The organism is Duffyella gerundensis (assembly GCF_001517405.1).
Classification (GTDB): domain Bacteria; phylum Pseudomonadota; class Gammaproteobacteria; order Enterobacterales; family Enterobacteriaceae; genus Duffyella; species Duffyella gerundensis.
Genome location: NZ_LN907827.1, coordinates 1,695,454 through 1,718,690 on the forward strand (window position 1 = coordinate 1,695,454; position 23,237 = coordinate 1,718,690).

At 55.9% G+C, this 23,237-nt stretch carries 21 protein-coding genes; 20 read left to right on the forward strand and 1 reads right to left on the reverse strand.

The features are described from left to right. Positions 1 to 127 precede the first annotated feature (127 nt). The 20 genes from EM595_RS07855 to EM595_RS07945 all read left to right on the forward strand — a co-directional run bounded on the left by EM595_RS07855 (position 128) and on the right by EM595_RS07945 (position 21,770). Positions 128 to 712 (forward strand): Tli1a family immunity protein, encoded by a 585-nt coding sequence (locus EM595_RS07855; RefSeq protein WP_067429996.1) that lies wholly within the window; start codon positions 128 to 130, stop codon positions 710 to 712. Next, positions 700 to 885, forward strand: a complete 186-nt coding sequence (locus tag EM595_RS07860) for a hypothetical protein (RefSeq protein ID WP_067429999.1) — start codon at positions 700 to 702, stop codon at positions 883 to 885. The genes EM595_RS07855 and EM595_RS07860 overlap by 13 nt, the downstream gene beginning before the upstream one ends. A 209-nt stretch (positions 886 to 1,094) precedes the next feature. Continuing rightward, positions 1,095 to 1,682, forward strand: coding sequence for a Tli1a family immunity protein (locus tag EM595_RS07865; RefSeq protein ID WP_067430005.1), 588 nt, complete (start codon positions 1,095 to 1,097; stop codon positions 1,680 to 1,682). Between the two features lie 382 nt (positions 1,683 to 2,064). Further along, positions 2,065 to 2,649 (forward strand): Tli1a family immunity protein, encoded by a 585-nt coding sequence (locus EM595_RS07870; RefSeq protein ID WP_067430008.1) that lies wholly within the window; start codon positions 2,065 to 2,067, stop codon positions 2,647 to 2,649. Continuing rightward, complete coding sequence (locus tag EM595_RS07875; protein WP_067430016.1) at positions 2,637 to 5,099, forward strand: Tle1 family T6SS lipase effector; 2,463 nt, start codon at positions 2,637 to 2,639, stop codon at positions 5,097 to 5,099. Before EM595_RS07870 ends, EM595_RS07875 begins: the two co-directional genes overlap by 13 nt. Before the next feature lie 5 nt (positions 5,100 to 5,104). Beyond that, positions 5,105 to 5,347, forward strand: a complete 243-nt coding sequence (locus tag EM595_RS07880; protein ID WP_067430019.1) for a hypothetical protein — start codon at positions 5,105 to 5,107, stop codon at positions 5,345 to 5,347. Beyond that, complete coding sequence (locus EM595_RS07885) at positions 5,344 to 6,471, forward strand: KPHS_23130 family T6SS system protein (RefSeq protein WP_071852494.1); 1,128 nt, start codon at positions 5,344 to 5,346, stop codon at positions 6,469 to 6,471. The genes EM595_RS07880 and EM595_RS07885 overlap by 4 nt, the downstream gene beginning before the upstream one ends. Further along, positions 6,458 to 9,874 carry an ImcF-related family protein gene (locus tag EM595_RS07890; protein WP_067430022.1) on the forward strand — a complete coding sequence of 1,139 codons (3,417 nt, stop codon included), beginning with the start codon at positions 6,458 to 6,460 and terminating at the stop codon, positions 9,872 to 9,874. Before EM595_RS07885 ends, EM595_RS07890 begins: the two co-directional genes overlap by 14 nt. Then, positions 9,871 to 11,457 (forward strand): type VI secretion system protein TssA, encoded by a 1,587-nt coding sequence (gene tssA, locus EM595_RS07895; RefSeq protein ID WP_067430025.1) that lies wholly within the window; start codon positions 9,871 to 9,873, stop codon positions 11,455 to 11,457. The genes EM595_RS07890 and tssA overlap by 4 nt, the downstream gene beginning before the upstream one ends. Positions 11,458 to 11,494: 37 nt before the next feature. Further along, positions 11,495 to 13,249 carry a type VI secretion system baseplate subunit TssF gene (tssF, locus tag EM595_RS07900; RefSeq protein ID WP_067430028.1) on the forward strand — a complete coding sequence of 585 codons (1,755 nt, stop codon included), beginning with the start codon at positions 11,495 to 11,497 and terminating at the stop codon, positions 13,247 to 13,249. Then, entirely contained in the window at positions 13,213 to 14,298 is a 1,086-nt protein-coding gene (gene tssG / locus EM595_RS07905) for a type VI secretion system baseplate subunit TssG (RefSeq protein ID WP_067430031.1), read from the forward strand. The genes tssF and tssG overlap by 37 nt, the downstream gene beginning before the upstream one ends. Continuing rightward, a complete protein-coding gene (gene tssJ, locus EM595_RS07910; protein WP_067430033.1) occupies positions 14,276 to 14,821 on the forward strand; it encodes a type VI secretion system lipoprotein TssJ in 546 nt (181 codons plus the stop codon). The genes tssG and tssJ overlap by 23 nt, the downstream gene beginning before the upstream one ends. 205 nt (positions 14,822 to 15,026) lie before the next feature. Then, positions 15,027 to 15,539 carry a Tli1a family immunity protein gene (locus EM595_RS07915; protein ID WP_067430036.1) on the forward strand — a complete coding sequence of 171 codons (513 nt, stop codon included), beginning with the start codon at positions 15,027 to 15,029 and terminating at the stop codon, positions 15,537 to 15,539. 59 nt (positions 15,540 to 15,598) lie between these two features. Then, complete coding sequence (locus tag EM595_RS07920) at positions 15,599 to 16,126, forward strand: Tli1a family immunity protein (RefSeq protein WP_067435280.1); 528 nt, start codon at positions 15,599 to 15,601, stop codon at positions 16,124 to 16,126. Continuing rightward, on the forward strand, positions 16,114 to 16,695 hold the full coding sequence (locus tag EM595_RS07925) for a Tli1a family immunity protein (protein WP_419190147.1): 582 nt from the start codon (positions 16,114 to 16,116) through the stop codon (positions 16,693 to 16,695). Before EM595_RS07920 ends, EM595_RS07925 begins: the two co-directional genes overlap by 13 nt. Continuing rightward, positions 16,683 to 17,264: a Tli1a family immunity protein gene (locus EM595_RS07930; RefSeq protein WP_419190148.1), complete on the forward strand. Its 582-nt coding sequence runs from the start codon at positions 16,683 to 16,685 to the stop codon at positions 17,262 to 17,264. The genes EM595_RS07925 and EM595_RS07930 overlap by 13 nt, the downstream gene beginning before the upstream one ends. Further along, positions 17,252 to 17,497 carry a hypothetical protein gene (locus EM595_RS21290; protein ID WP_071852495.1) on the forward strand — a complete coding sequence of 82 codons (246 nt, stop codon included), beginning with the start codon at positions 17,252 to 17,254 and terminating at the stop codon, positions 17,495 to 17,497. The genes EM595_RS07930 and EM595_RS21290 overlap by 13 nt, the downstream gene beginning before the upstream one ends. Before the next feature lie 191 nt (positions 17,498 to 17,688). Next, a complete protein-coding gene (locus EM595_RS20615) occupies positions 17,689 to 19,557 on the forward strand; it encodes a Tle1 family T6SS lipase effector (protein ID WP_336470219.1) in 1,869 nt (622 codons plus the stop codon). Positions 19,558 to 19,622: 65 nt separating this feature from the next. Beyond that, the gene (gene tssE, locus EM595_RS07940; protein WP_067430039.1) at positions 19,623 to 20,075 is read left to right on the forward strand and encodes a type VI secretion system baseplate subunit TssE; all 453 of its coding nucleotides are present in this window, start codon (positions 19,623 to 19,625) and stop codon (positions 20,073 to 20,075) included. Between the two features lie 354 nt (positions 20,076 to 20,429). Next, positions 20,430 to 21,770 carry a VasL domain-containing protein gene (locus EM595_RS07945; protein ID WP_067430042.1) on the forward strand — a complete coding sequence of 447 codons (1,341 nt, stop codon included), beginning with the start codon at positions 20,430 to 20,432 and terminating at the stop codon, positions 21,768 to 21,770. A 305-nt stretch (positions 21,771 to 22,075) separates the two neighbouring features. On the opposite strand, the gene ychF is transcribed toward EM595_RS07945, so the two are convergent. Continuing rightward, entirely contained in the window at positions 22,076 to 23,167 is a 1,092-nt protein-coding gene (gene ychF / locus EM595_RS07955; protein ID WP_067430048.1) for a redox-regulated ATPase YchF, read from the reverse strand. Positions 23,168 to 23,237: the final 70 nt, after the last annotated feature.

Consider the following 23,237-nt stretch of genomic DNA (forward strand, 5'->3'; position numbering starts at 1 on the left):
TAAATTCTGAATAATGATTTTTCCCACCTGTTCATAAATAGAAAGATCATTCAGCCGTGTCCGTTATTAACGGGCACCGTTAAATGATTTCAGGAAATAAAACGTAAATCCAAAAAAAGGAAAAATAATGAAATTAAAACTACCCGGCGTGCTGGGCGCAATATTACTGCTGGCCGGATGTGGTCAGCAGCATGCGGAATATCACGGCGGCGGTGGCACCCTTGAGGCCATCAACCATACCAAATGGGCCATTCAGTTCAGTGTTAACGGCCAGTCGGGAATTGATAATATCGGCCCCTTCCAGGGCGGCGGTGGCGGCTGTTGTTTCGGTGCGCCATCAACATGGGAGCCGGGAATGACGGTCAGGGTGGACTGGGAAACCTCGGTCGCCTATGCCAGTGATATACCTGAAATACCTCAGCCAGAACGCCCTGATTTAGCTCATCTTGACGTCAAAACAGCAGATCTGAAAGCGATTGAATATGCAGAAAAGTATCAGATATGGCGGCAAAAAGTTAAATCCTTGAATAAGCAGCACTCAATGATCGTCCCTGTTCCTGACTACACCGGTCAGAAAACCTGCGGCATGGTTGTACATTTTCTGCCCTGCGACCAGGTAAAGGTTACCACCAGCTGCTCTCGTTATGGTTATCCGGACTACCCGATTAAAGAGCCTTTGGAGATGGAGGCACCGAAGGTATGCCCGAAATAATCACCGATCTGGTCTGGTATCCGCCGCAGTTCCCGGAGCAGGGCAGGCTGCCTTCACAGGCTGCGCTGGTGGGGGCAAACTGCCGTAAGCAGGACAGTGAGGATCAGCGGTTCCACAACGAACTGTGCCTTGCTGCCAGCATGCGCGTTGCACCCTCCGCAGAAAGGTCCTGAATATCAGCCTGCTTTTAATCATGCGGTTAATCACGCCGAACTGATTTAAATCGGGTTAAATATTCACTGAATGTACACCGAATAAATTCTGAATAATGATTTTCCCCACCTGTTCATAAATAGAAAGATCATTCAGCCGTGTCCGTTATTAACGGGCACCGTTAAATGATTTCAGGAAATAAAACGTAAATCCAAAAAAAGGAAAAACAATGAAATTAAAACTACCCGGCGTACTGGGCGCAATATTACTGCTGGCCGGATGTGGTCAGCAGCATGCGGAATATCACGGCGGCGGTAACACTCTGGAGGCCATCAACCATACCAAATGGGCTATTCAGTTCAGTGTTAACGGCCAGTCAGGCATTGATATTATCGGCCCCTTCCAGGGCGGCGGTGGCGGCTGTTGTTTCGGTGCGCCATCAACATGGGAGCCGGGAATGACGGTCAGGGTGGACTGGGAAACCTCGGTCGCCTCTGCCAGCATTGATGTCCCGGAAATACCGGGCCCCAAACGTCCCAATCTGGATAACCTGGATGCCGAAACCGGCTCTTTAATACAACGGAAATACAATATTGAATATCTGGCCTGGCGGGAAAAAGTAAAAAAACTGAGCCGCCAGCATTCGCTGACGGTCCCTGTTCCCGATTACACCGGTCAGAAAACCTGCGGCATCACCGTACATTTTCTGCCCTGTGACCAGGTGAAGGTTACCACCAGCTGCGCCGACTATGGTAATCCGCGTCATCCTATTAAAGAGCCTTTGGAGATGGAGGAGCCGAAGGTATGCCCGAAATAATCACCGAGCTGGTCTGGTATCCGCCGCAGTTCCCGGCGCGGGGAAGGCTGCCTTCACAGGCTGCGCTGGTGAGTGCAAACTGCCGCAAGCAGGACAGTGAGGATCAGCGGCTCCACAACGAACTGTGCCTTGCTGCCAAAAGGCATGTTGCACCCTCCGCAGAAAGGTCCTGCATATCAGCCTGCTTTTAATCATACGGTTAATCACGCCGAACTGTTTTAAATCGGGTTAAATATTCACTGAATGTACACCGAATAAATTCTGAATAATGATTTTCCCCACCTGTTCATAAATAGAAAGATCATTCAGCCGTGTCCGTTATTAACGGGCACCGTTAAATGATTTCAGGAAATAAAACGTAAATCCAAAAAAAGGAAAAACAATGAAATTAAAACTACCCGGCGTGCTGGGCGCAATATTACTGCTGGCGGGATGCGGTCAGCAGCATGCGGAATATCACGGCGGCGGTGGCACTCTTGAGGCCATCAACCATACCAAATGGGCCATTCAGTTCAGTGTTAACGGCCAGTCAGGCATCGATATTATCGGCCCCTTCCAGGGCGGCGGTGGCGGCTGTTGTTTCGGTGCGCCATCAACATGGGAGCCGGGAATGACGGTCAGGGTGGACTGGGAAACCTCGGTCGCTTTTGCCAGCGATGTCCCGGAAATACCGAAACCCAAACGTCCCAATCTGGATAACCTGGATGCGAAAACCGCCGATTCAGTAGCCAGGAAATACAATATTGAATATCTCGCCTGGTGGGAAAAAGTAAAAAAACTGAGCCGCCAGCATTCGCTGACGGTCCCTGTTCCCGACTACACCGGGCAGAAAACCTGCGGCATCACCGTACACTTTCTGCCCTGTGACCAGGTGAAGGTTACCACCAGCTGCGCCGACTATGGTAACCCGCGTCACCCGATTAAAGAGCCTTTGGAGATGGAGGAGCCGAAGGTATGCCTGAAATAATCACCAATCTGGTCTGGTATCCGCCAGAATTTCCCCGCTTAGGCCGGTTACCCACTCAGGCTGCGCTGGTGGGGGCAAACTGCCGTAAGCAGGACAGTGAGGATCAGCGGTTCCACAACGAACTGTGCCTTGCTGCCAAAAGGCGGGTGGTGCCGCCCTGCTGCAAGACCCTGCATATCAGTCTGTTTTTTGACGGCACCGGCAATAACCTTAATCACGACCTGAACATTGCCAGTCCGAAGCATCCCACTAACATCGCCCGCCTGTTTCAGGCCGCCATCGGCCAGGGCCATGCCGGCGGGCTGGGCAGCAAAAACCAGCAGCTGACCGACTTGCCGGACAGTGCCGGAAACAAGTACTACAAATATTATATTCCCGGCGTGGGCACGCCGTTCCCGGAGGTGTCCGATCTCGACTTCAGCGTTGTTGGCCTGGCAACCGCCAGCCACGGCGAAGAGCGGATCAACTGGGGGCTGCTGCGTATTATTGATGCCCTGCGCCGTACCTGCGGAATGGACAGGCTTGATGACACTGCCTGCTGGGAATCCGTACAGGCGATGGGCACCTCAGTGGCGGCCTTTGGCCTGACCGGCGGCCGCAACCGCCGTGAGGAGTTTTGGCGCCTGCTGCTGGAGGCGGAACTGGCGAAAGCGCTGCGTATCGCCCTTAACCCGGGCGAACCGGGCAGGGTCCGGTTGCTGGGTATCAGGCTCTACGTCTACGGTTTTTCACGCGGTGCCGCCGCCGCGCGCGCCTTTGTAAACTGGCTGAGCGAGTTGCTGCCCGCGCCTGCGGACAAAAATGAGAAGCCTGAGCAGTGTCTGGCGGCGGGCGACCTGAAAATCCCGCTCAGCGTTGAGTTTCTTGGCCTGCTGGATACCGTGGCGTCGGTAGGCGTGGCGCATATCGCCCCGGTTGCCGAGGGGCACATGGGCTGGGCGGATGATACCCAGGAGCTGCCGGAAGAAAAGGCGTATGGCGGGCTGATTAAGCGTTGCGTGCATCTGGTTTCCTCTCACGAGCAGCGCCTGTGCTTCCCCCTTGACTCGCTACGCCGCACCGATGGCACCTTTCCGGCCAACAGCAAGGAGGTGATCTATCCGGGCATGCATTCGGACCTCGGCGGCGGCTACCCGCCGGGCGACCAGGGCAAGGCCGGCGGGCTAAATGATGGCCTGCTGCTGTCACAGATTGCCCTGCATGATATGTACGCAGCGGCCTTTGGCGCTGGTGCACCGCTCAAGGTGACTCCTGAAGCTCTTCCCGAAGCCCTTCAAAAAGATAGATGGCGAATTTTTCCTGCAAATCTTATTAATCAATTTTATATTGATTCTGCTTTAGCCATCCGTTTCAACGCCTGGCGTACCCTGACGCTGAATCTCCCCCCATCTACAGAAACCATCAGTGCTGAACAGGCCGCCACCTTTACCCCGGTTGACGTCCGCGTCAGCCTGGAAAAGGCCATCGACGAACAGATGGCCTGGATTACCGCGTGGCGCATCGGCCGTTATGCGAATGGCAGTTATAAAACCCGGCGCTTTTATGTCGATGCCGCCGCCAGCGGCCGGGATAAGCACACCGACGCCGCCTTACGGCAAGCCGATAAAAACCAGCGGGATGCGCAGCAAAAAAGCGTGAAAGACGCGCGCAAAAAAATAGCGGCCGGAATGAAAAGAGGCGAGTTCAGGCTGCTGCCGCAGGGCCCTAAAGATTTCGACGCCGCCCTCGGGCAAACCCAGCTGCGCGAGGCGGCAGAAGAGTTTCGTCAGGACTATCATGGCGTCGCCCGGGAAACGCAGGGCGAATGGTTTTATCCGGCCATCGGGGGGCTACAAAGCACCCTTTACCTGCTTAATACCGACAACGAGTACGGCGAGTGGCTGAAGATGAAAACCGCCGCTGAAACCCATCTGGACGTGCTGTTTCCGGCGGCGGGCGAAGAGAGCAACGCCGGGCTGCCGGCCGGCCTGGTGCGCGCGTTGTTTGACGACCAGGTCCACGATTCCCGCGCCTGGTTCATGCACAACGCGCTGGGTACGCGCGAACCCTGGGGCGGCTATTTCCGTTATCGGATGGTCTATTCCGGCAGGGAAAGTAATAAACCGCTGTCGCCGCTGATAATCGCCGGAGCGGTGGTGGGCGCGGCCACGCTGGCCGGCGGCGTGGCGTTTATCATCAGGCAGAATAACTCCCGAGACAGGCTGCTGGGCGCGGCGGGCATGTTCGGCGCTATCTCGCTGGAGACACAGGCCGTTGATCTGCTCTCCGGCAAACCCATCCCGATGCTGCCGGGCGCGGCGCTGCTGAAGGCATTCACCCGCAAGCCGGGCGAGGTGGTGGCACAGCAAAAGGTGGCGATCGCGGCGCAACGGCTGGCGCTGGCGAAAGCGGCCATTCCGCCCGGCTGGCTGAAAAAACGCAGTCGACCATCACCACATAATCAAGGATGAAACGGATGAAGAGTATTCGCGAAGGCGAGATGCTACGGGAGTTCGGCGGCAAAGTGTGGGCGATTCAAAACTGCTGGAAGGGGATTGCCGCACAAAAGCGTCGGATTAACTACAACGAGCAGGGTATGGCCACCCGCTGCGAGGTCAGCAAGCGGCGGTCGCCTGTTACTCAGCCCGCGGCGCTGCACCGCTACCGCGGTATCAGCCTTGTGGCTAATGCATGTGCCGCCAGGGGTACTGTGCGATGAGAGCCTTCCCCGAGTTTCCGGTCTGGAAGACCGCAAGCCCGCCCGCCGGTAAAATCTGGCTGGCCGCAGGAGCATTGATCATGCTGCTGACGGCGGGAAGCGGGGTTCTGTTACGCAAAAATGAGAGTGGCAGCATGATTTTCACGCTAATGCTCTTCTCTTTGGCAATCACCGGCGGCCTGTGGCTGTGCCAGCTGGTTTACTACCGCGCCTCATTGCATAACGTCATCGTCTGGCAGCAGGCGGTGGAGCAAGAGCATCAGCTGTGGTGGGAAACGCATCAACGTACGCTGGCCCTGCGTGACGTTGTGCTGATTGGCCCTGCCGGCAGTGAAACCGCTGACTGGCATCAGGTATTAAGCCGTGAGCGCCGTCCGCCAGAAGGGCATCAGGAATCTGGCGGTAAGGTTTTGCGTAGCGGCTGCATCTTCTCCCACGACATCGCGGCACGCGAGCAGCAGCTGGCGCGTTTGCTGGTGCTGTTATGGCAAAAACAACAGCATGAACCTCCCGGTGCGTTTACCGCCGTTTTCTGGCTGGGCAGTGAAGCCGCCTGGCAGGCATTTGGTTCGCAGATGAACACCAGCTTTCCTGAGATCGAATTACCCGCACAACCTGAAATCTGGCATGGCGAAGCGACGTTATCGCGCATGGCGGCGCAGTTAGGTGAGGGCAATAGCCAACAGTTTTTGCTGGCCGGATGCCACGTCTGCGTTGCGTCTTCTGACCACCCGTTGCCCGCGGGCGAGTCGGCGGTGCTGTGGCGGATAGCCGTTGAGGGCCCTGTCGTGCTGCCGCGCGGCGAAGTTTTTTCTGCCGCGGATGGAGAGGCACTTAATGAGGTTTGCCAACGCGCGCTAAAACAGAGCGATCTCCACGATATCCCGGATGCCTGCGTGCTGTTTTCGCATCCCGGGCAGCCCCAGCTGGCTGAGACCGGCTGGAATGTCACGCATCATCTGCAGGACGCTTACTGGGGTGATGTGGGGAACATGCAGATGCCGATCGTGATCTCGCTGGCGGCACTTCATGCCCTTGAGCATCAACAACCCTGCGGCTGGATAGCCGCCGATCCTCATCACACACTCGCACTTGGAATTGTTAAGCCTTATGGAAAAGGATAAAGCCAGTCAACAAACCAAAAGCCTCTCTGCGGCATTCACCGGTGTGCTGGTCGTGGCTGCAATCACCCTGATTATGCTGCTGGCCGGGTTGGCATACTGGTTTTTTGTTGAAAACGCGTCAGCGGAATGGCCGGTCATCCGCGGAGTGCTGATCGTCTGCAGCATTCTCTGGACGGTACTGACATGCCTGATCTTGCTGGCATTTCTGACGGTGCAGCTGTGGATCTTCAATCGGGTAAAGCAGCACTCCCCAGTGCAAAAGCGAGGCGCACGCCAAAGCCACGCCGCGCCGATCTCTATCACCGCGCTAAAAAAACACCTTCGCACCCGCTATCAGCTGTTCTGGCGTTACAAGGTGCGGCTGCTGTTGATTGTCGGTGATGACGCGGCGCGTGAGGCCCTGCTTCCCGGATTACAAAAGCAGCAATGGCTGGAGGGACAGCGCACCGTGCTGATTGATGGTGGCAGCCTGGGCGCGGAACTGGACGCCGATAAACTTGCCGCGCTGAGTAAGCTACGACGCAGCAGGCCGCTTGACGGTATTGTCTGGGTGCTGGCAAACAGCCCGCCGCTGACCCTGCAGATGCAGGATAACGGCCTGCGCAGCCTGGAGAAGATCGCGCAGGCTCTGCGCTGGCAGCCGCCGGTCTGGCTGTGGCAGTTGTGCGGCAGTGACTGGCCGCAACAGGGGCGCGACGAGCAGACGGTCGGCGTGATGTTTTCCCCACGTGCGCGGCCGGAAGAGGTCGGTCAGCAGCTCGATAGCCTGGCACCACAGTTGCGCGAACAGGGCATTGCGCAAATTACGCAGCAGCGCGAGCACGACTTTTTGCTACGGCTGGGCAGCGCGCTGCAGCAGGGCGAAAGCCAGCTGTGGCAGCAGCGTTTGAGCCGCTGGCTGACCAGCCATCAACGCATTCCGTTGCGCGGGCTGATGTTCAGCCTGCCCTCCGGCAGTCAGGCATCCGTCAGCCACGACCACGCGCTGATGCTCTCCGACAGCTGGAATGGCATCGTGAATGCCTGCCGCAGAATAACCGGCCGCCGCGTGGGTAGGGTGTGGCGGCAGACGCTGGCCTGCGGACTGATCGCTGTTATCGGCCTGTGGGGCATGGGATTGCTGCTCTCTTTTGTGCTTAATCACCAGCAGATCGTCAGCGTGGCAGAAAAAGCCCGCGCGCTGATAGAGGATCCGGCGGTTTCCGATCGCCAGCTCACCGATCTGCATACGTTGCGCAATGACGCCGGGCTGCTTAAGCATCGCCATCAGTACGGCACGCCGTGGTATCAGCGCTTCGGCCTCGATCACAATACGCCGCTGCTTGAGGCGATGATGCCCTGGTACGGCGTGGCGAATGCCCGCCTGATTCGCGATCCGTCCAGTGCCGCACTGCAACAGCGGCTGAGCGAACTGATTGAGCTACCGCCAAACAGTCCGCTGCGGGCAGAGCGCGCCAGGCCCGGTTACGATCAGCTCAAGGCGTGGCTGATGATGGCGCACCCGGACAAGGGTGACGGCGCCTTTTACGCGCAGGTGATGCAGCGCGTGCAGCCGACCCGAGAAGATCTCTCGCCCGGCCTGTGGCAGCGGCTGGCGCCGGACCTCTGGGGGTTTTACATCGACGAACTGCCACATCAGCCGCAGTGGAAAATCACGCCGGATGCCACGCTGGTAAATCAGAGCCGCCAGGTGCTGTTGCAGCAGATTGGCCGCCGCAACGCCGAGAGCACGCTGTATCAGAACATGCTCAGATCGGTGCGCCGCAACGTAGCCGACGTCTCGCTGGAGGATATGACCGGCGGCACCGACGCGCGCCGTCTGTTCACCACCGATGAGATGGTGCCGGGCATGTTCACCCGTCAGGCATGGGAAGAGGGCGTGCAGCAGGCGATTGAGACCGCAGCCAACGCACGGCGCGATGAAATCGACTGGGTGCTGAGCGACAGTCGCCACAGTGTTTCCGCTGACCTGTCACCGGAAGCGCTCAGGGAACGGCTAACGCAGCGCTACTTCACCGACTTTGCCGGCAGCTGGCTTAATTTCCTCGGCAGTTTGCGCCTGAACCCTACCGATAACATTGCCGATGTGACCGACCAGCTAACGCTGATGAGCGATGTGCGTCAGTCGCCGTTGATTGCGCTAATGAACACGCTGGCGTGGCAGGGTCAGACCGGACAGCGGGGGGACGCGCTGTCAGACGCGTTGATTCAGTCGGCGAAGGCGTTGGTGGGCAGCAGTCAAAAGCCGGTTATTGACCAGAGTGCGGCCGGACCAAAGGGGCCACTCGACGAAACTTTTGGGCCGCTGCTGACGCTGATGGGCAGAAACAACGCCGCTAATGCCCTGTCCGGCGACGACAGCCTGAGTCTGCAAACCTATTTAATCCGCATCACCCGTGTGCGCCTGCGTCTGCAGCAGGTGGCAGGCAGTTCCGACCCGCAGGAGATGATGCAGACCCTGGCGCAGACGGTGTTCCAGGGGAAAAGCGTTGATCTGACTGACACCCGGCAATATGGCAGCCTGATTGCCGCCAGCCTTGGTGAAGAGTGGAGCGGTTTTGGTCAGACCATGTTTGTTCAACCGCTGACTCAGGCCTGGGAAACGGTGCTACAACCTTCTGCCACCAGCCTCAATGACAAGTGGGCGCGCGCCGTGGTAGCCGCGTGGCGTGACGCGTTTGACGGACGCTACCCGTTTGCTGCCAGCAATAACGATGCCTCGCTGCCGATGTTGGCCGAATTTCTGCGTAAGGATAGCGGGCGCGTCGAGCGCTTCCTGAACGCTGAACTGAGCGGCGTATTGCACAAAGAGGGCAGCCAGTGGGTGCCGGATCGCACTCACGGCCAGGGGCTGACTTTTAATCCGGCGTTTATCAGGGCGCTCAACCAGCTGAGCCAGCTGTCAGATGTACTGTTTACCGATGGCAGCCAGGGCATCAGCTTTGAGTTGCAGGCGCGACCGACGCCAGGTGTGGTGCAGACGCAGTTGACCATCGATGGCCAGCAGCAGACCTATTTCAACCAGATGGCAGAATGGCAGACCTTCCGCTGGCCAGGCGAAACCTTTAAGCCGGGCACGATGCTGACCTGGAGCACCGCCAGCGCCGGAACCAGGCTGTTTGGTGACTACAGCGGTAGCTGGGGACTGATCCGCTGGCTGGAGCAGAGTAAGCGTCAGCAGCATAACCGTAGCCAGTGGATGATGAGTTTCACCGCCCCGGACGGCAACGTGTTGCAGTGGGCGATGCGCTCGCAACTGGGCAGCGGCCCGTTACAGCTGCTGCAACTGCGTAATTTCACGCTGCCGACAGAAGTTTTTAGCGTTGATGCTGCGATGACAGCACAGGCGCTGGCACTGACGGAAAACGATCGTATTACCGCCACGGAAGGAGGTGTTGAATGACCACGCTGCAAAACTTAGTCATCGCCTGTGATGCCGAAGCGGGCACGCTAATGCGCCTGGCACAGGCGCGGACGGATGTCTGGAACGCCTGGCTGCTGCCGCTTAGCGATGTTCGGCCCGAGGGCGATGAACCTGGCTATGACGATGACTTCCAGCGCATGCGTGAGGAGATGAACAAGCTCTCAGGCATTGATACCTCGCTGATCTGCCAGCTTGCCGAAAAGCTGCTGACCGCGGTCAGCAAAGACCTGCGCGTGGTGACTTTTTACATCTGGGCACGCCTGCATCAGGACGGCGAGACCGGTCTGGCTGAAGGGCTGGAGCTGTTGGCCGCGATGCTGCAGCGCTTTGGCGTGCAGCTGCATCCGCAACGTGAACGCAGCCGTAAATCTGCGCTGGAATGGCTTGGCAGCGGACGCGTACTCGACAGCCTGTCGCGCTATCCGGAGGTGGATATGGCCGCCATGCAGCGTATCACTGGTGCCTTGCTGCTGGTGGATCAGGTGATGCAGTCGCTTGCCGAAGCGCACCGCCCGCAGTTTGGCGGGCTATGCCTGGCGCTGGAAAATCGACTGGCTCAGAGCGGTGGGGCGGGCAGCCTGGTGCCGCAGACCAGCCGCGATGATCCGCTGTCTGCTGCGGCGCCTTCTGCCACGCTGAATGCCGTAATCTCCGGCCGCGATCTGCTCGACCAGGCGAAAATACTGGCGGGCTATCTGCGCGATCGCCCCGGAGGCTGGCTGGCGGGTCATCATCTGATGAAAAGCATACGTTGGGACACGCTGACCGAACTGCCGCCACTTGATGCCAGCGGACGGACTCGCCTCGCGCCGCCGAAGCCGGATCACCGTGCTCACCTCAAGCGCCTGCACCTGCAGCAGAGCTGGATGGAATTGCTGGAGCAGGCTGACAGCCTCTATGCCCAGGGCGTTAATCATCTGTGGCTGGATGTGCAATGGTACAGCTGGCAGGCGCTGGGGAAACTGGACGGTGACACGGTGCGGGCCGATATTCTTTGCCGTGGCGTCAAAGGGCTGTTGTCGCGGCTGCCCGGGCTCGAATCGCTGGTGTTCAACGACGGCACGCCCTTTGCCGATGAGGTTACGCAGAACTGGATAGCTCAGCAGGTGAAGGATGATCCGGTTGGCTGGGGCTCGCAGGCGGTGACGTCGACCGTGCGCAGCGATGAGCAGGTACTGTTGCTGGAGCCCGAGCTGCTGGCACGGATTGACAGCGACGGCATCGAAGCCGCGTTCGGCTGGTTGCAGTCGCGTCCGGACATGATGTCGGCGCGCGATCGCTGGCTGATGCGCCTGCTGATGGCGCGCGTGGCGGAGCAGTACGCCCGGCATGATTTGGCGCTCCATCTGCTCGGCGAGCTGGAAAAGGGCGCACACACCCTGACGCTGCAGCACTGGTCGCCGGAGCTGCTGTTTGAGGTGCGGGCGCGACGGCTTAAGCTCTTGCGCATCAAAGCCGCACGCAGCGAAACGGACAAAACCCACATTCAACCGGAGATGGACGCGCTGCTGAGTGGCTTAATCAGCCTCGACCCGGCGCGCGCGGCCATTCTCTGCGGTTAATTACCCCCTCCGATACTCACCTTACTCAGGTTTTATTATGGATGACTTAACCCTGCGTTATTACGATGCAGAAATGCGCTACCTGCTTGAAGCTGGTGAAGAGTTTGCCCGCGCGCATCCGGATCGCGCGGCACTGCTTAATCTGGATAAATCGGGCGCCCGCGATCCTTACGTTGAGCGCCTGTTCGAAGGTTTTGCTTTTATGATGGGGCGCCTGCGCGAAAAGCTCGATGACGACCTGCCGGAACTGACGGAAGGGCTGGTCACACTGCTGTGGCCACACTATCTGCGCACTATTCCGTCGATGTCGGTGGTGGCGTTCAGCCCTGACTGGCGTGAAATGAAGGAGAAAATAGCGCTGGCGAAAGGCGCTGAAGTCCTCTCCCGACCAACAGGCGACAAGGCGACACGTTGCCGCTACACCACCACCCGGGAGATCAGCCTGCAGCCGCTGGCGCTGGAGCAGGCCGCGCTCTTTACCGATCCAGACGGTCGATCGGTGGTGCGTCTGCGTTTTGCCTGTAGCAGCCTGGCTGACTGGAGTCGGGCGGACCTCAGTCTGATTCCGTTTTACTTTGATGCCGACGCCCCGCTGGCCTGCGCCATGCATGAAGCTTTTACCTTACAGACCGCAGGCATCTGGCTGCGCCTGCCCGGCGATGCGCAGCGTCGCCCGCTGGACGCGCGCTTTACCGCGCTGGGATTTGGTGAGGAGGATCGGCTGTGGCCCAGGGGTAACAGCAGCTTCAGCGGTTATCAGCTACTGCTGGAATACTTCACTTTCCGCGAAAAGTTTATGTTTACCGGCCTGCGTGGGCTGGAGAATATCGCGCTGCCCGCCTCACTGCCGTGGTTTGAAATTGACGTTGTGCTGGCGCAGCGCTGGGAGCACGACTTTACCTTTAGTGAAAAACATCTGCGGCTGCACTGCGTGCCAGTGATCAACCTCTTTCCGCTGGAGTCTGATCCGCTGACGCTGAATGCCCTGCAGACCGAATACCTGCTGCGCCCGATGCGTGTGCAGGACGGGCATACCGAAATTTATTCTGTTGATTCGGTAATCTCGTCGGGCAAACAGACCTGGGTGCCTTTTTCCAGCTTCCGCCATAAGGGCGGAATGATGCGCCACGACGCGTCGGAATATTACTACCATTCCCGCGTGCGCCGTGGCGCTTCGGGGCTGCATAACACCTGGCTTATTGTGGGCGGTGAAGCCTTTGATAATCACAGCGTACCCGATGATGAAAGCCTGTCGCTGACCCTCACTGGCACCAATGGCCAGTTGCCGCGCCGCGCCCTGCAAAGCACGGTATTGGATACCGCGATAATCACCAGTTCGACCCGCGTCGGGGTGCGCAATCTTTGTGCGCCAACGCTGCCCTGTTATCCGCCCGATCGTGACCGCTTTCACTGGCGCGTGCTGAGTCATCTCGGCAGTAACTTCCTGTCGATGATGGACAACGCCGAAGTACTGCGCGGCACGCTGGCGCTGTATGAGTGGACCGGCAGCGAGATGAACCGCCGCCGTCTGGAGGCGATAGTCGCCGTCAGCCACAGTGAAAGCGAGCGTTTTGAGCAGGGCTTCCTGCTGCGCGGCGTACAGATTGAGGTGACGCTCGACAGCCAGGGATTTGCCGGGCACGGAGATATCTGCCTGTTTGGTGAGATGCTCAGCCACTTTTTCGCCCTTTATACCGATATCTATCTGTTTAACCGCCTGATTATTATTCTGCAACCCACCGGAGAGCGCCTGGAATGGCAAGAGAAACACAACCGCCGTATCCCCGGCTAAGCCCGCGGATGGAAGCCGATTTGACGCGGATGAACTTCTACCGCTTCTGTCAGCTGCTGGAAAAACAGCACCCGGACCGGCCATTGCTCGGCAGCTCCAGCCATCCGCAGGATGATGCGGTGCGCTTCAGCCCGTGGCCGGGCATGGGCTTTCCGGCCAGTGAACTGAAAAGCGTGGAATACAGTGAGGATGATGCCGGTGCAGCGCCCAAAGTACGTACCACTTTTATGGGCGTCTACGGGGTGGATTCTCCGCTGCCGACCGCCTATCTCGACGACATCAGCCAGCGACGAGAGGGACATGAGGCGTTGCAGGATTTCCTCGATATCTTCAGCCATCGCATCCTGACGCAGTTCTACCGCATCTGGCGTAAGTACTCTTATCCGGCCACCTTTGAGAGTGGCGGAACGGACAGCATTTCCCAGTCGCTGCTCGGATTAGTTGGCCTGGGGATTCCCGGCACCGCCAGCTATATCGCCACGCCAGTTTCGCGCTTTCTGGCGCTGCTCGGTGTATTGCGCCAGCCGGCAAAAACGCAGGAGGGCGTACAGGCCATCGTGCGCCTGCTGGCACCGGAGACGCAGGCGCGAGTCAGCCCGTATTGCCTGCGCCCGATTAACATCAGCCAGCCACTCGCTTTTTACGGCGAGCGGGATTTTCTACTGGATGGCAATACGCCGCTGGGCGATGAAGTAATGGATACCAGCAGTCAGTTACTGATTGAATTAATGACCGAGTGTGAGCGCGAAGCGCAGGGCTGGAAGCCGGATGGCCAGCTGTATCAAGACTTCCTGGTAATGCTGCGCGTCTATCTCGGCTGGCGCTTTAAAGCGAAAATTCGGCTGACGGTCAGCACGGCGCTGCTGCCGGTGGTGCCTCTCGGCGAGGCGCCGTTCTGGCTGGGAATGAGCGGCGTGCTTGGTGTGGAGGGCAAAACGCTTCCCGATGATATTCCGCGAACGTTTACCACCGAGCTTGGCAGCTATTACGGCCTGCAACCCAGCCTACAGGAACAAGGAAATCAGCGTGTTCATTACCAGTTTGACTAAACCCACCCGCTGGCTGCTGCCTTTGCTGGCGATCAGCCTCAGCGGCTGCGGGCTGACGCAGAGCGTCACTGACACCACCCGTTCGGCGGTATCGTCCATTTTTTATAAAAAGATTACCCTACTGCAGCTTGATTTCACTGCGCGCGAAGCACTGAATACCGACACGCGTGAAAATCACACCCGCTCGCAGTCCGTGGTCATCCGCATTTATCAGCTGAAGGATCGTAAAACCTTCGACACGCTGGTTTATCAACAGCTGGCTACCGATGGCGAGCGGCTGCTGGGTAAGGATCTGCTGGCCAGCCGTGATGCCGTGCTGACGCCGGGCGGTGCGATAAACCTCACTATGCCGATAGAGCCACACGCACAGTTTGTCGCCGTGGTGGCGCTGTTCCGTCATCCGGACCTGACCAACAATAGCTGGCAGCAGGTGCTCGATCGCGAAGCGCTTGAGCCCGATCGCGCGCTCGTTCTGCAAGCAGATGACAACAGCCTAATCCTGCTCCCACTCAAGAATAAGTGATGCCCGACGCACGCGGATTTTTTGCCCCTGTCAGTAATATCAACAATAAGCCGCTTGCTTATAGCCAAAGTATCTTTTGCTGCGGCCTGAGGTTAAATCTTTATGAGCTTATACCGGTAAGCCATTCGGATGAGTGAGCGCCGCCAGCCCAGACGCAACGTTAAATATGACGAATATAAAGAGTCTACTCATCAGGAATGCTCATATGCGTAAATGGATATTATTAATACCTTTGGTTGTATTGGTTTCAGGTTGTTCGCAGGTTGGAGGTAATGGCTATACCGCGGGAGATATCCGTGGAATTAACCATATGCCATACGTAATTAATTCGATGAATGTTAATGGTTTTGGTGGGCCTAATATGGGGGCTTACGGTGAGGGGGGCGGATATTGCTGCATCCTGCTGCCGGATAAATGGTCGCCGGGATTAAAAGCACGCGTGGAATGGGAGGTCGATCCCAATACCGCATCTGAGTTTCCGGGTTATAAGCATCGCGAGGAATATTTGAAATGGGAAAAGGAAGTAAAAGCCAGTTTCCGGAAGCACCGTGCGGTAGTGGATATTCCTGAATATGGCGAAGAGCGCTGCGGTATTAAGGTGCATTTCCTGCCCTGCAATGAGATTAAGGTCACAACAATCTGTGACGGCTACGGTACGTCAAAGTACCCAATTAAAGAGCCCAGAGAAATGAAGGAGCCTGCACAATGCCCGAAATAAATCTCATATTGCCCTCCCGGAAGCCTGCTGAATTTTATCAAAAGATACGATTCCAGCTTATGCCGGAGCAGCTTTTTATTCACTGGATATGGGTTATTTGTTTGGTTTTATCTGTTTCAGGTTGTTCCCAGCCCGGAGGTAATGGCTATACCGCGGGAGATATCCGTGGAATTAACCATATGCCATACGTAATTAATTCGATGAATGTTAATGGTTTTGGTGGGCCTAATATGGGGGCTTACGGTGAGGGGGGCGGATATTGCTGCATCCTGCTGCCGGATAAATGGTCGCCGGGATTAAAAGCGCGCGTGGAGTGGGAGGTGGATCCCAAAACCGCATCTCAATTTCCGGGTTATAAGCATTGGGAAGAATATTTGAAATGGGAAAAGGAAGTAAAAGCCAGTTTCCGGAAGCACCGTGCGGTAGTGGATATTCCTGAATATGGCGAAGAGCGCTGCGGTATTAAGGTGCATTTCCTGCCCTGCAATGAGATTAAGGTCACAACAATCTGTGACGGCTACGGTACGTCAAAGTACCCAATTAAAGAGCCCAGAGAAATGAAGGAGCCTGCACAATGCCCGAAATAAATCTCATATTGCCCTCCCGGAAGTCTGCTGAATTTTGTGAAAACAGACGATTACAAACAAGCCAGAAAAAGTGTTTTACTCACGGAATGTTATCTGTTTTTTTATTTTTATTCATTTCAGGTTGTTCCCAGACCGGAGGTAATGGCTATACCGCGGGAGATGTCCGTGGCTATAACCATACCAGCCAGGGAATAAATCGTTTCACGGTTAATGGTTATGGGGGAGGCGTAAGAGGGAATACCTGCTGCATCCTGCTGCCGGATAAATGGTCGCCGGGATTCAAAGCGCACGTGGAGTGGGAGGTCGATCCCAAAACCGCATCTCAATTTCCGGGTTATAAGCATTGGGAGGAATATTTGAAATGGGAAAAGGAAGTAAAAGCCAGTTTCCGGAAGCACCGTGCGGTAGTGGATATTCCTGAATATGGCGAAGAGCGCTGCGGTATTACGGTGCATTTCCTGGCCTGCAACCAGATTAAGGTCACGACAATCTGTGACGGCTACGGTACGCCAAACTATCCGATTAAAGAGCCCCTGGATATGAAGGAGCCCGCGCAATGTCCGAAATAAATCTCATATTGCCCTCCCGGAAGTCTGCTGAATTTTGTGAAAACAGACGATTACAAACAATCCAGAAAAAGTTTTTTACTCACGGAATGTTATCTGTTTTTTTAGTTTTATTCATTTCAGGTTGTTCCCAGCCCGGAGGTAATGGCTATGCCGCGGGAGATGTCCGTGGCTATAACCATACCAGCCAGGGAATAAATCGTTTCACAGTTAACGGTTATGGGGGAGGCGTAAGAGGGAATACCTGCTGCATCCTGCTGCCGGATAAATGGTCGCCGGGATTAAAAGCGCGCGTGGAATGGGAGGTCGATCCCAATACCGCATCTGAGTTTCCGGGTTATAAGCATCGGGAGGAATATTTGAAATGGGAAAAGGAAGTAAAAGCCAGTTTCCAGAAGCACAGTACGGTAGTGGATATTCCTGAGTATGGCGAAGAGCGCTGCGGTATTACGGTGCATTTCCTGGCCTGCAACCAGATTAAGGTCACGACAATCTGTGACGGCTACGGCACGCCAAATTATCCGATTAAAGAGCCCCTGGATATGAAGGAGCCCGCGCAATGTCCGAAATAAATCGCGCGCTACCCTGCCGGGCTCCCCCTGAATTTCCTGAAAATGGGCGGCTTTTCCTGACCCCGGAGCAGATTACGGCAAACTATCGTAAGCAGACGCTTGAAGAAAGGCAGTTCAGCAATAAATTAATGAAGCAGGCAGAAAAACGGCTAATGCCGCCCTGTTGCCATAGCCTGCATATCAGCCTTTTTTTGACGGCACCGGCAACAATGACGAAAACGATACCAACATAGCCAGGCCGCCGCATCCCACTAATATTGCCAGGCTGTTTCATGCCACCTATCCCACCAGTGGACAGCAACAAGGGTATTTCTCCTACTACATGCCAGGGGTGGGCACACCATTTCCGAAAATTAATGAGTTTGCTTATAGCAGCGATGGCCTGAAGTATGCCCTGGGCGGAGAGGACCGGATTAACTGGGCGATGCTGCGGTTGGTCGATGCGCTGATGATTGCTATTACGCCAACGCGTAAGGGGCTGAGTGATAGCGTGGCGCGAGAGCAGATCGTTGCCATGCGCGCGCACTGGCCGCTGAGCGGTGAGGTGAATCGACGCCGTGCGATTGATACCTTGCTGCAACCACTGCGAGCCAGAGTGGTACAGGCGCGGCCGCAGCCCATCGCCCTTAAGCTGTTTATCTATGGCTTTTCGCGCGGCGCGGCGGAAGCTCGTGCTTTTGCCAGCTGGCTGTCGGAGCTGTGTGTCGATCCAGTCAGCGACAATGTGGATCTTTCGCTGCTCGGTCTGCCGCTCAGCATTGAATTTCTCGGCCTGCTGGATACCGTGCCCTCGGTGGGCATTGCACGTCTGATACCGGGTTTTGACGGGCATATGAGCTGGGCCAGCGATACTCAGCAGCTGCCGCTAGCCAGCCGTTTCCCTGGCCTAATTAAGTGCTGTCATCACTTTATTGCCGCTCATGAACAGCGGTTGAGCTTTCCGCTGGACTCGGTGCGACGCCCGGAAGGCCATTACCCCGCAAACACATCAGAGGTTGTTTATCCTGGTGTGCACTCTGACGTCGGCGGCGGTTATCCGCCTGGTGAACAGGGAAAATCCCGCGGTAGCGTGGGTGAAATGCTGTCGCAGATTGTATTACATGATCTTTACGCCGCCGCGTTTGACGCCGGTGCACCGCTGGCAGTGCTCCCTAATAAAATTCCATCGCCTATCAAGCATATGCAGCCATCACGAAAAATGTCTCGTGACGCCATGACAGAATTTGATATATCAACAAACCTAATCAACCGCTTTAACGCCTGGCGCAAATTAACCCTGCTCGATGGGGCGGCATCGCAGGCAGATATCGCGACTGCTGAACAGTACGGCTATCAACCTTTGCAACTTACCTGCACCCTGGAAAATGCAATTATTCGGCAAATGGCCTGGATGACCGCCTGGCGTATCGGCCGCTACACGCATAACAGCCTGTTGACACAACCGTTCTACCTTAATGCCCCACAAAAGGATGCAGTCGGGCTGGAGAAAGACAAGAACAACTACGATATGGCGCTCAAAAAGTTTCGTCATGCGCTTAAGAACGTGCGTCGCGATCGCCCAAACTGGCAGGACAGCATTACGCCGGGGCCGCCCGATTATGAGCCCACCACCGGGCAGTATCAGCTGCGTGAGGGCGCTCGCGAGTTTGAGCACGACTATCGCAACTGGTTTCGCGATATCAATGGCAGCCCAGCGGAGAGAGTTATTCAGGTGGCGCTGGATGGCGTGTTGAAACACCCGGTCTATCTGCTCAATGGGGATGATGAAAATAATGAGTATGAGCAGATGCGCAAAGAGGGTGACTATTACTTTGGGCGCCTGTTCAGCGACAGGCTGGGCACCAACACCCGCAAAGAGCCGGAAGCGCAGGTATTGGCACTGTTTGACGAGCATATACACGATTCACGCGCCTGGTTTATGCAAAGCACGCTGGGCGGACGTGAACCCTGGAGCGGCTACTTTCGCTATCGCATGATCTATTGCGGTGATAAAGCCAGCAAGCAAACACGGCTGATTTATCTCAACGGGCAGGTTATGGGAGCCCGACAGGTTTCAGGATCTGCTGAATATATCGTTGAATCGCGTGTGGTACAGGGCGGTATAACGGAAGCCCACAAGGTACGCGAACTTGCCAGCGGGAAGACTGAAATACTGTCGCCCGGCAATATGCTGCCATTCAGTAACCAGCCCGTTCTGAACGCTGCTCGCGAAAGCGCGCGCATCAGCGCTGAGCATCATCATCAGCATATACAGCTTGCTCTCATGAAAATAAAGAGTGAGTGGAATGCTTAAAACAGTATGCGGGTATTGAATAATCTGCTTAACACCCCCCGTTTATAACCGATTAAGGATAAAGAATGCCTCATGCACATCGTTCTCCCTCGCTGTATGAAATTCTGTATGGCAATTTTAGTGGCGGGCTGGATCTGCATCACGTTAGCGAAGAGAACCAGGTGATCCTCTCGGTGCTCGACAATATGCAGCGCATCCTCAATTGCCGTGCCGGTACGCTGGCGCATTTGCCCAATTATGGACTGCCAGATATGACGAAAATTCTGCAGGGAATGCCTGGCACCGCACACCAGTTGATCACCACGCTTTCTGATGTGCTGCTCCAGTACGAGCCACGCCTTAACAGCATCAGGGTCGACATGCTGCGGCAGGTTATTCCCGGCGAGCTGCGTTACGCTATCGATGTCGAGCTGAAAGGCATCGGCCTGGTGCGCTACGGCACTGAATTTATGCCGGAAGGCAAAGTCCTGATCCGCTACCTGAAACAGCAGCAGGTTATTCATCAAAATGCGTTATAGGGTGTCCTGACTTTGTCCACACCGTGCAAAAAACACAGTTCAACGTCTGATAATAATCTGCATGAAACCTTAATGGCTTATTTACCATTACGTAATTTTTCAGCCGGTAATAGAAACGCTGACTCCCTGCAATTAATGATTTATTAACCGCCTCTTAAGTCAGCCGGAATATATCCCAGGCTGGGATGTCGTGCGGCCAGATTACTTAACTCCTTTATCTGCTGCTAATTAATTCAGCATACAGAGCAGCTAAGCTGTCGCCTTGCGGCACAGGAAGGCGCTGAACCATCAGAGCGTGCCGCGGAATAAATAATTCACCGCTTTCCCGTCATCCTGTTAAATGGATATTCAGTTATGAATGACTTTACTGCCCGTCAAATAAAAACCGGCGGCGATCCGCGCATGCTGCCGGATTATGCAGCCCTGCGCGATCAAATGCTCAAACTGATACATCCGGCGTGTCCGGATGTGAACTGGCGTGAAGCTGAAAAACACTGTCTTGCGCTATTTGAGCAAAACGGCGTGGAATTACAGACGGCAGCCTGGTACACGCTGGTTCGGACGCAGCTGGCGGGACTGTCTGGTCTGAATGAAGGCGTCTCCCTGCTGGAGGCACTGATAAGTTCTCAATGGAAAACGCTATGGCCGCAGCCAGTACATGCCCGGGTGGATATTCTCCACGGGCTGAGTCAGCGTTTGCATTCGTTCATGCGCCTGTTGCCGCTTAGCCATAGCGATCTTAGCCAGCTTTATCTTGTTGAACAGCGGCTTGTGCATATCAGCAAGCATCCTGATCTCAGGCAGATTAGCCAGTTTGAGTCATTGCGTACTCTGATGAACAGCCGTGCTAAGCGGCTGGAAAACGCTGATAACACCTCTGGTCCGGGTATAGCCATTCAATCCAGTGAGGTCTTGGCCGCCACGGAGAACTGGGCCTTACCTGATGACGCTCAAGCTGCCACGACGATTAAATGGGTGTATGTGACGCAGCCGGAACACCCGCCAAATGCGGAGGTCACGTCGGTCATACCGGAGCCGGTGAAACGCTGGAAAAGCTTTGTCGCCGGGATGGGCGTTATGCTGGTGGTCGGCACACTGTCGGTGTGGAGCTGGCAGCTGTCAAGCCGCAGCGATCCGCTGCGCGCCCAGCTTGCCGCATCGCTTGCGCCTTTGCCGGTAACGCTTAATGCCGCGCAACGGGACGGGATACGTCAACAATCTACTCCACCGCAGCCCTTTATTGCCCAGACGCGGCAACAGCTTATGCGTCTGCATCAGTTACCTCCGCACTGGACGATTAATCACAGTCGTCAATTACTCGAACAGGCGCAGGTTTTGTGGCCGCAGCAGGCCGATGCACTGGCTGTGGAGTGGCAACAGCAGCGTAATGCCATGGCGTTGCCCATTGAAAGTTTGGAAGGATGGCATCAGGGAATGACGACGCTACAGACGCTGAGCGATCGCCTGAGTCAGCTGGATGAGCGTAAGGGCAAATACATCACGGTCAGCGAACTGAAGTCGGTGGTATTTTCCGCCATCCAGTCATTTAACCATTCGATACCGGCGGAAGAGCAACTGCGTGTTTTATCGCACTATCCGACGGAGCAGCCTTTACCTGCTGCGGCCAGAGCGCAGCTGGAGATGCACCTGAAGCAGCTGATCGCCGGTTATGCTTTGCTGACGGATGCTGAATAACAGGAGTGACTGTCAGGGTAGGTTAGGTCAACTGTAAGCAGGGAGAAGCGGAGAGATAAGAGGGCGGCTTACTCAATGTGAGTCTGCGGGATTGGCTGGCGAGCGTAAATCCACAGCCGCGAGTGCTTGTTTAACGTGGGTACCGCCGTTGTACCGGCATCAGGCTTAACTACATTGTTGGTGGTTAGCCGTGCCGCTCTAAATAAAGCGAGAACCTGTAAAAAGAAAATCCACGCCATGGCGTGGATTTTATCGGAATTATGACTCTTCATGAGCGTGAATCCGCGCTCATGAATAAGCAGAGTTTAGACGTTGAACAGGAAGTTCATTACGTCACCATCTTTAACGATGTAATCTTTGCCTTCTGAACGCATCTTGCCCGCTTCTTTCGCGCCTTGTTCACCTTTATAAGCCACGAAATCTTCAAAGGCGATGGTCTGTGCGCGGATAAAGCCTTTTTCAAAATCGGTATGAATTTTACCGGCGGCCTGCGGCGCGGTGGCGCCCACCGGAATGGTCCAGGCGCGCACTTCTTTTACGCCCGCGGTGAAGTAGGTTTGCAGACGCAGCAGCTCATAACCGGCACGGATCACGCGGTTCAGGCCCGGCTCTTCCAGACCCAGTTCCGCCATAAATTCAGCGCGGTCTTCATCTTCCAGCTCGGCGATATCCGATTCCACTGCGGCACACACCGCAACCACCACTGAACCCTCTTTTTCCGCGATTGCACGCACCTGGTCGAGGTAAGGGTTATTTTCAAAGCCATCTTCATTGACGTTGGCGATGTACATGGTTGGCTTCAGGGTCAGGAAGCTCAGATAGCGGATAGCCGCTTTATCTTCTTCAGTAAGATCCAGCGAGCGCAGCATACCAGCGTTAGACAGGTGCGGCAGGCATTTCTCCAGTGCCGCCTGTTCTGCTTTCGCGTCTTTGTCGCCGCCTTTGGCTTTCTTCTGCACGCGATGCAGAGCGCGTTCACAGGTATCGAGATCGGACAGCGCCAGCTCGGTGTTGATAACGTCAATATCGTCGGCCGGATCGACCTTGTTGTTAACGTGAATGATGTTGTCATTCTCGAAGCAACGCACCACGTGACCAATCGCCTCGGTCTCACGGATGTTGGTCAGAAACTGGTTGCCCAGGCCTTCACCTTTTGACGCGCCTTTTACCAGGCCAGCGATATCAACGAATTCCATGGTGGTGGGGATGATGCGCTGCGGCTTGACGATTTCAGCCAGCTGATCCAGACGCGGATCGGGCATCGGCACCACGCCGGTGTTGGGTTCAATGGTACAGAACGGGAAGTTGGCTGCTTCGATGCCGGCTTTGGTCAGCGCATTGAACAGGGTGGATTTACCGACGTTCGGCAGGCCCACGATACCGCATTTGAATCCCATATTTATATCACCTTAATATCTTGATAATTAAGGTATTTATCAATACCTTAATCGGAATAATAGAAATTTC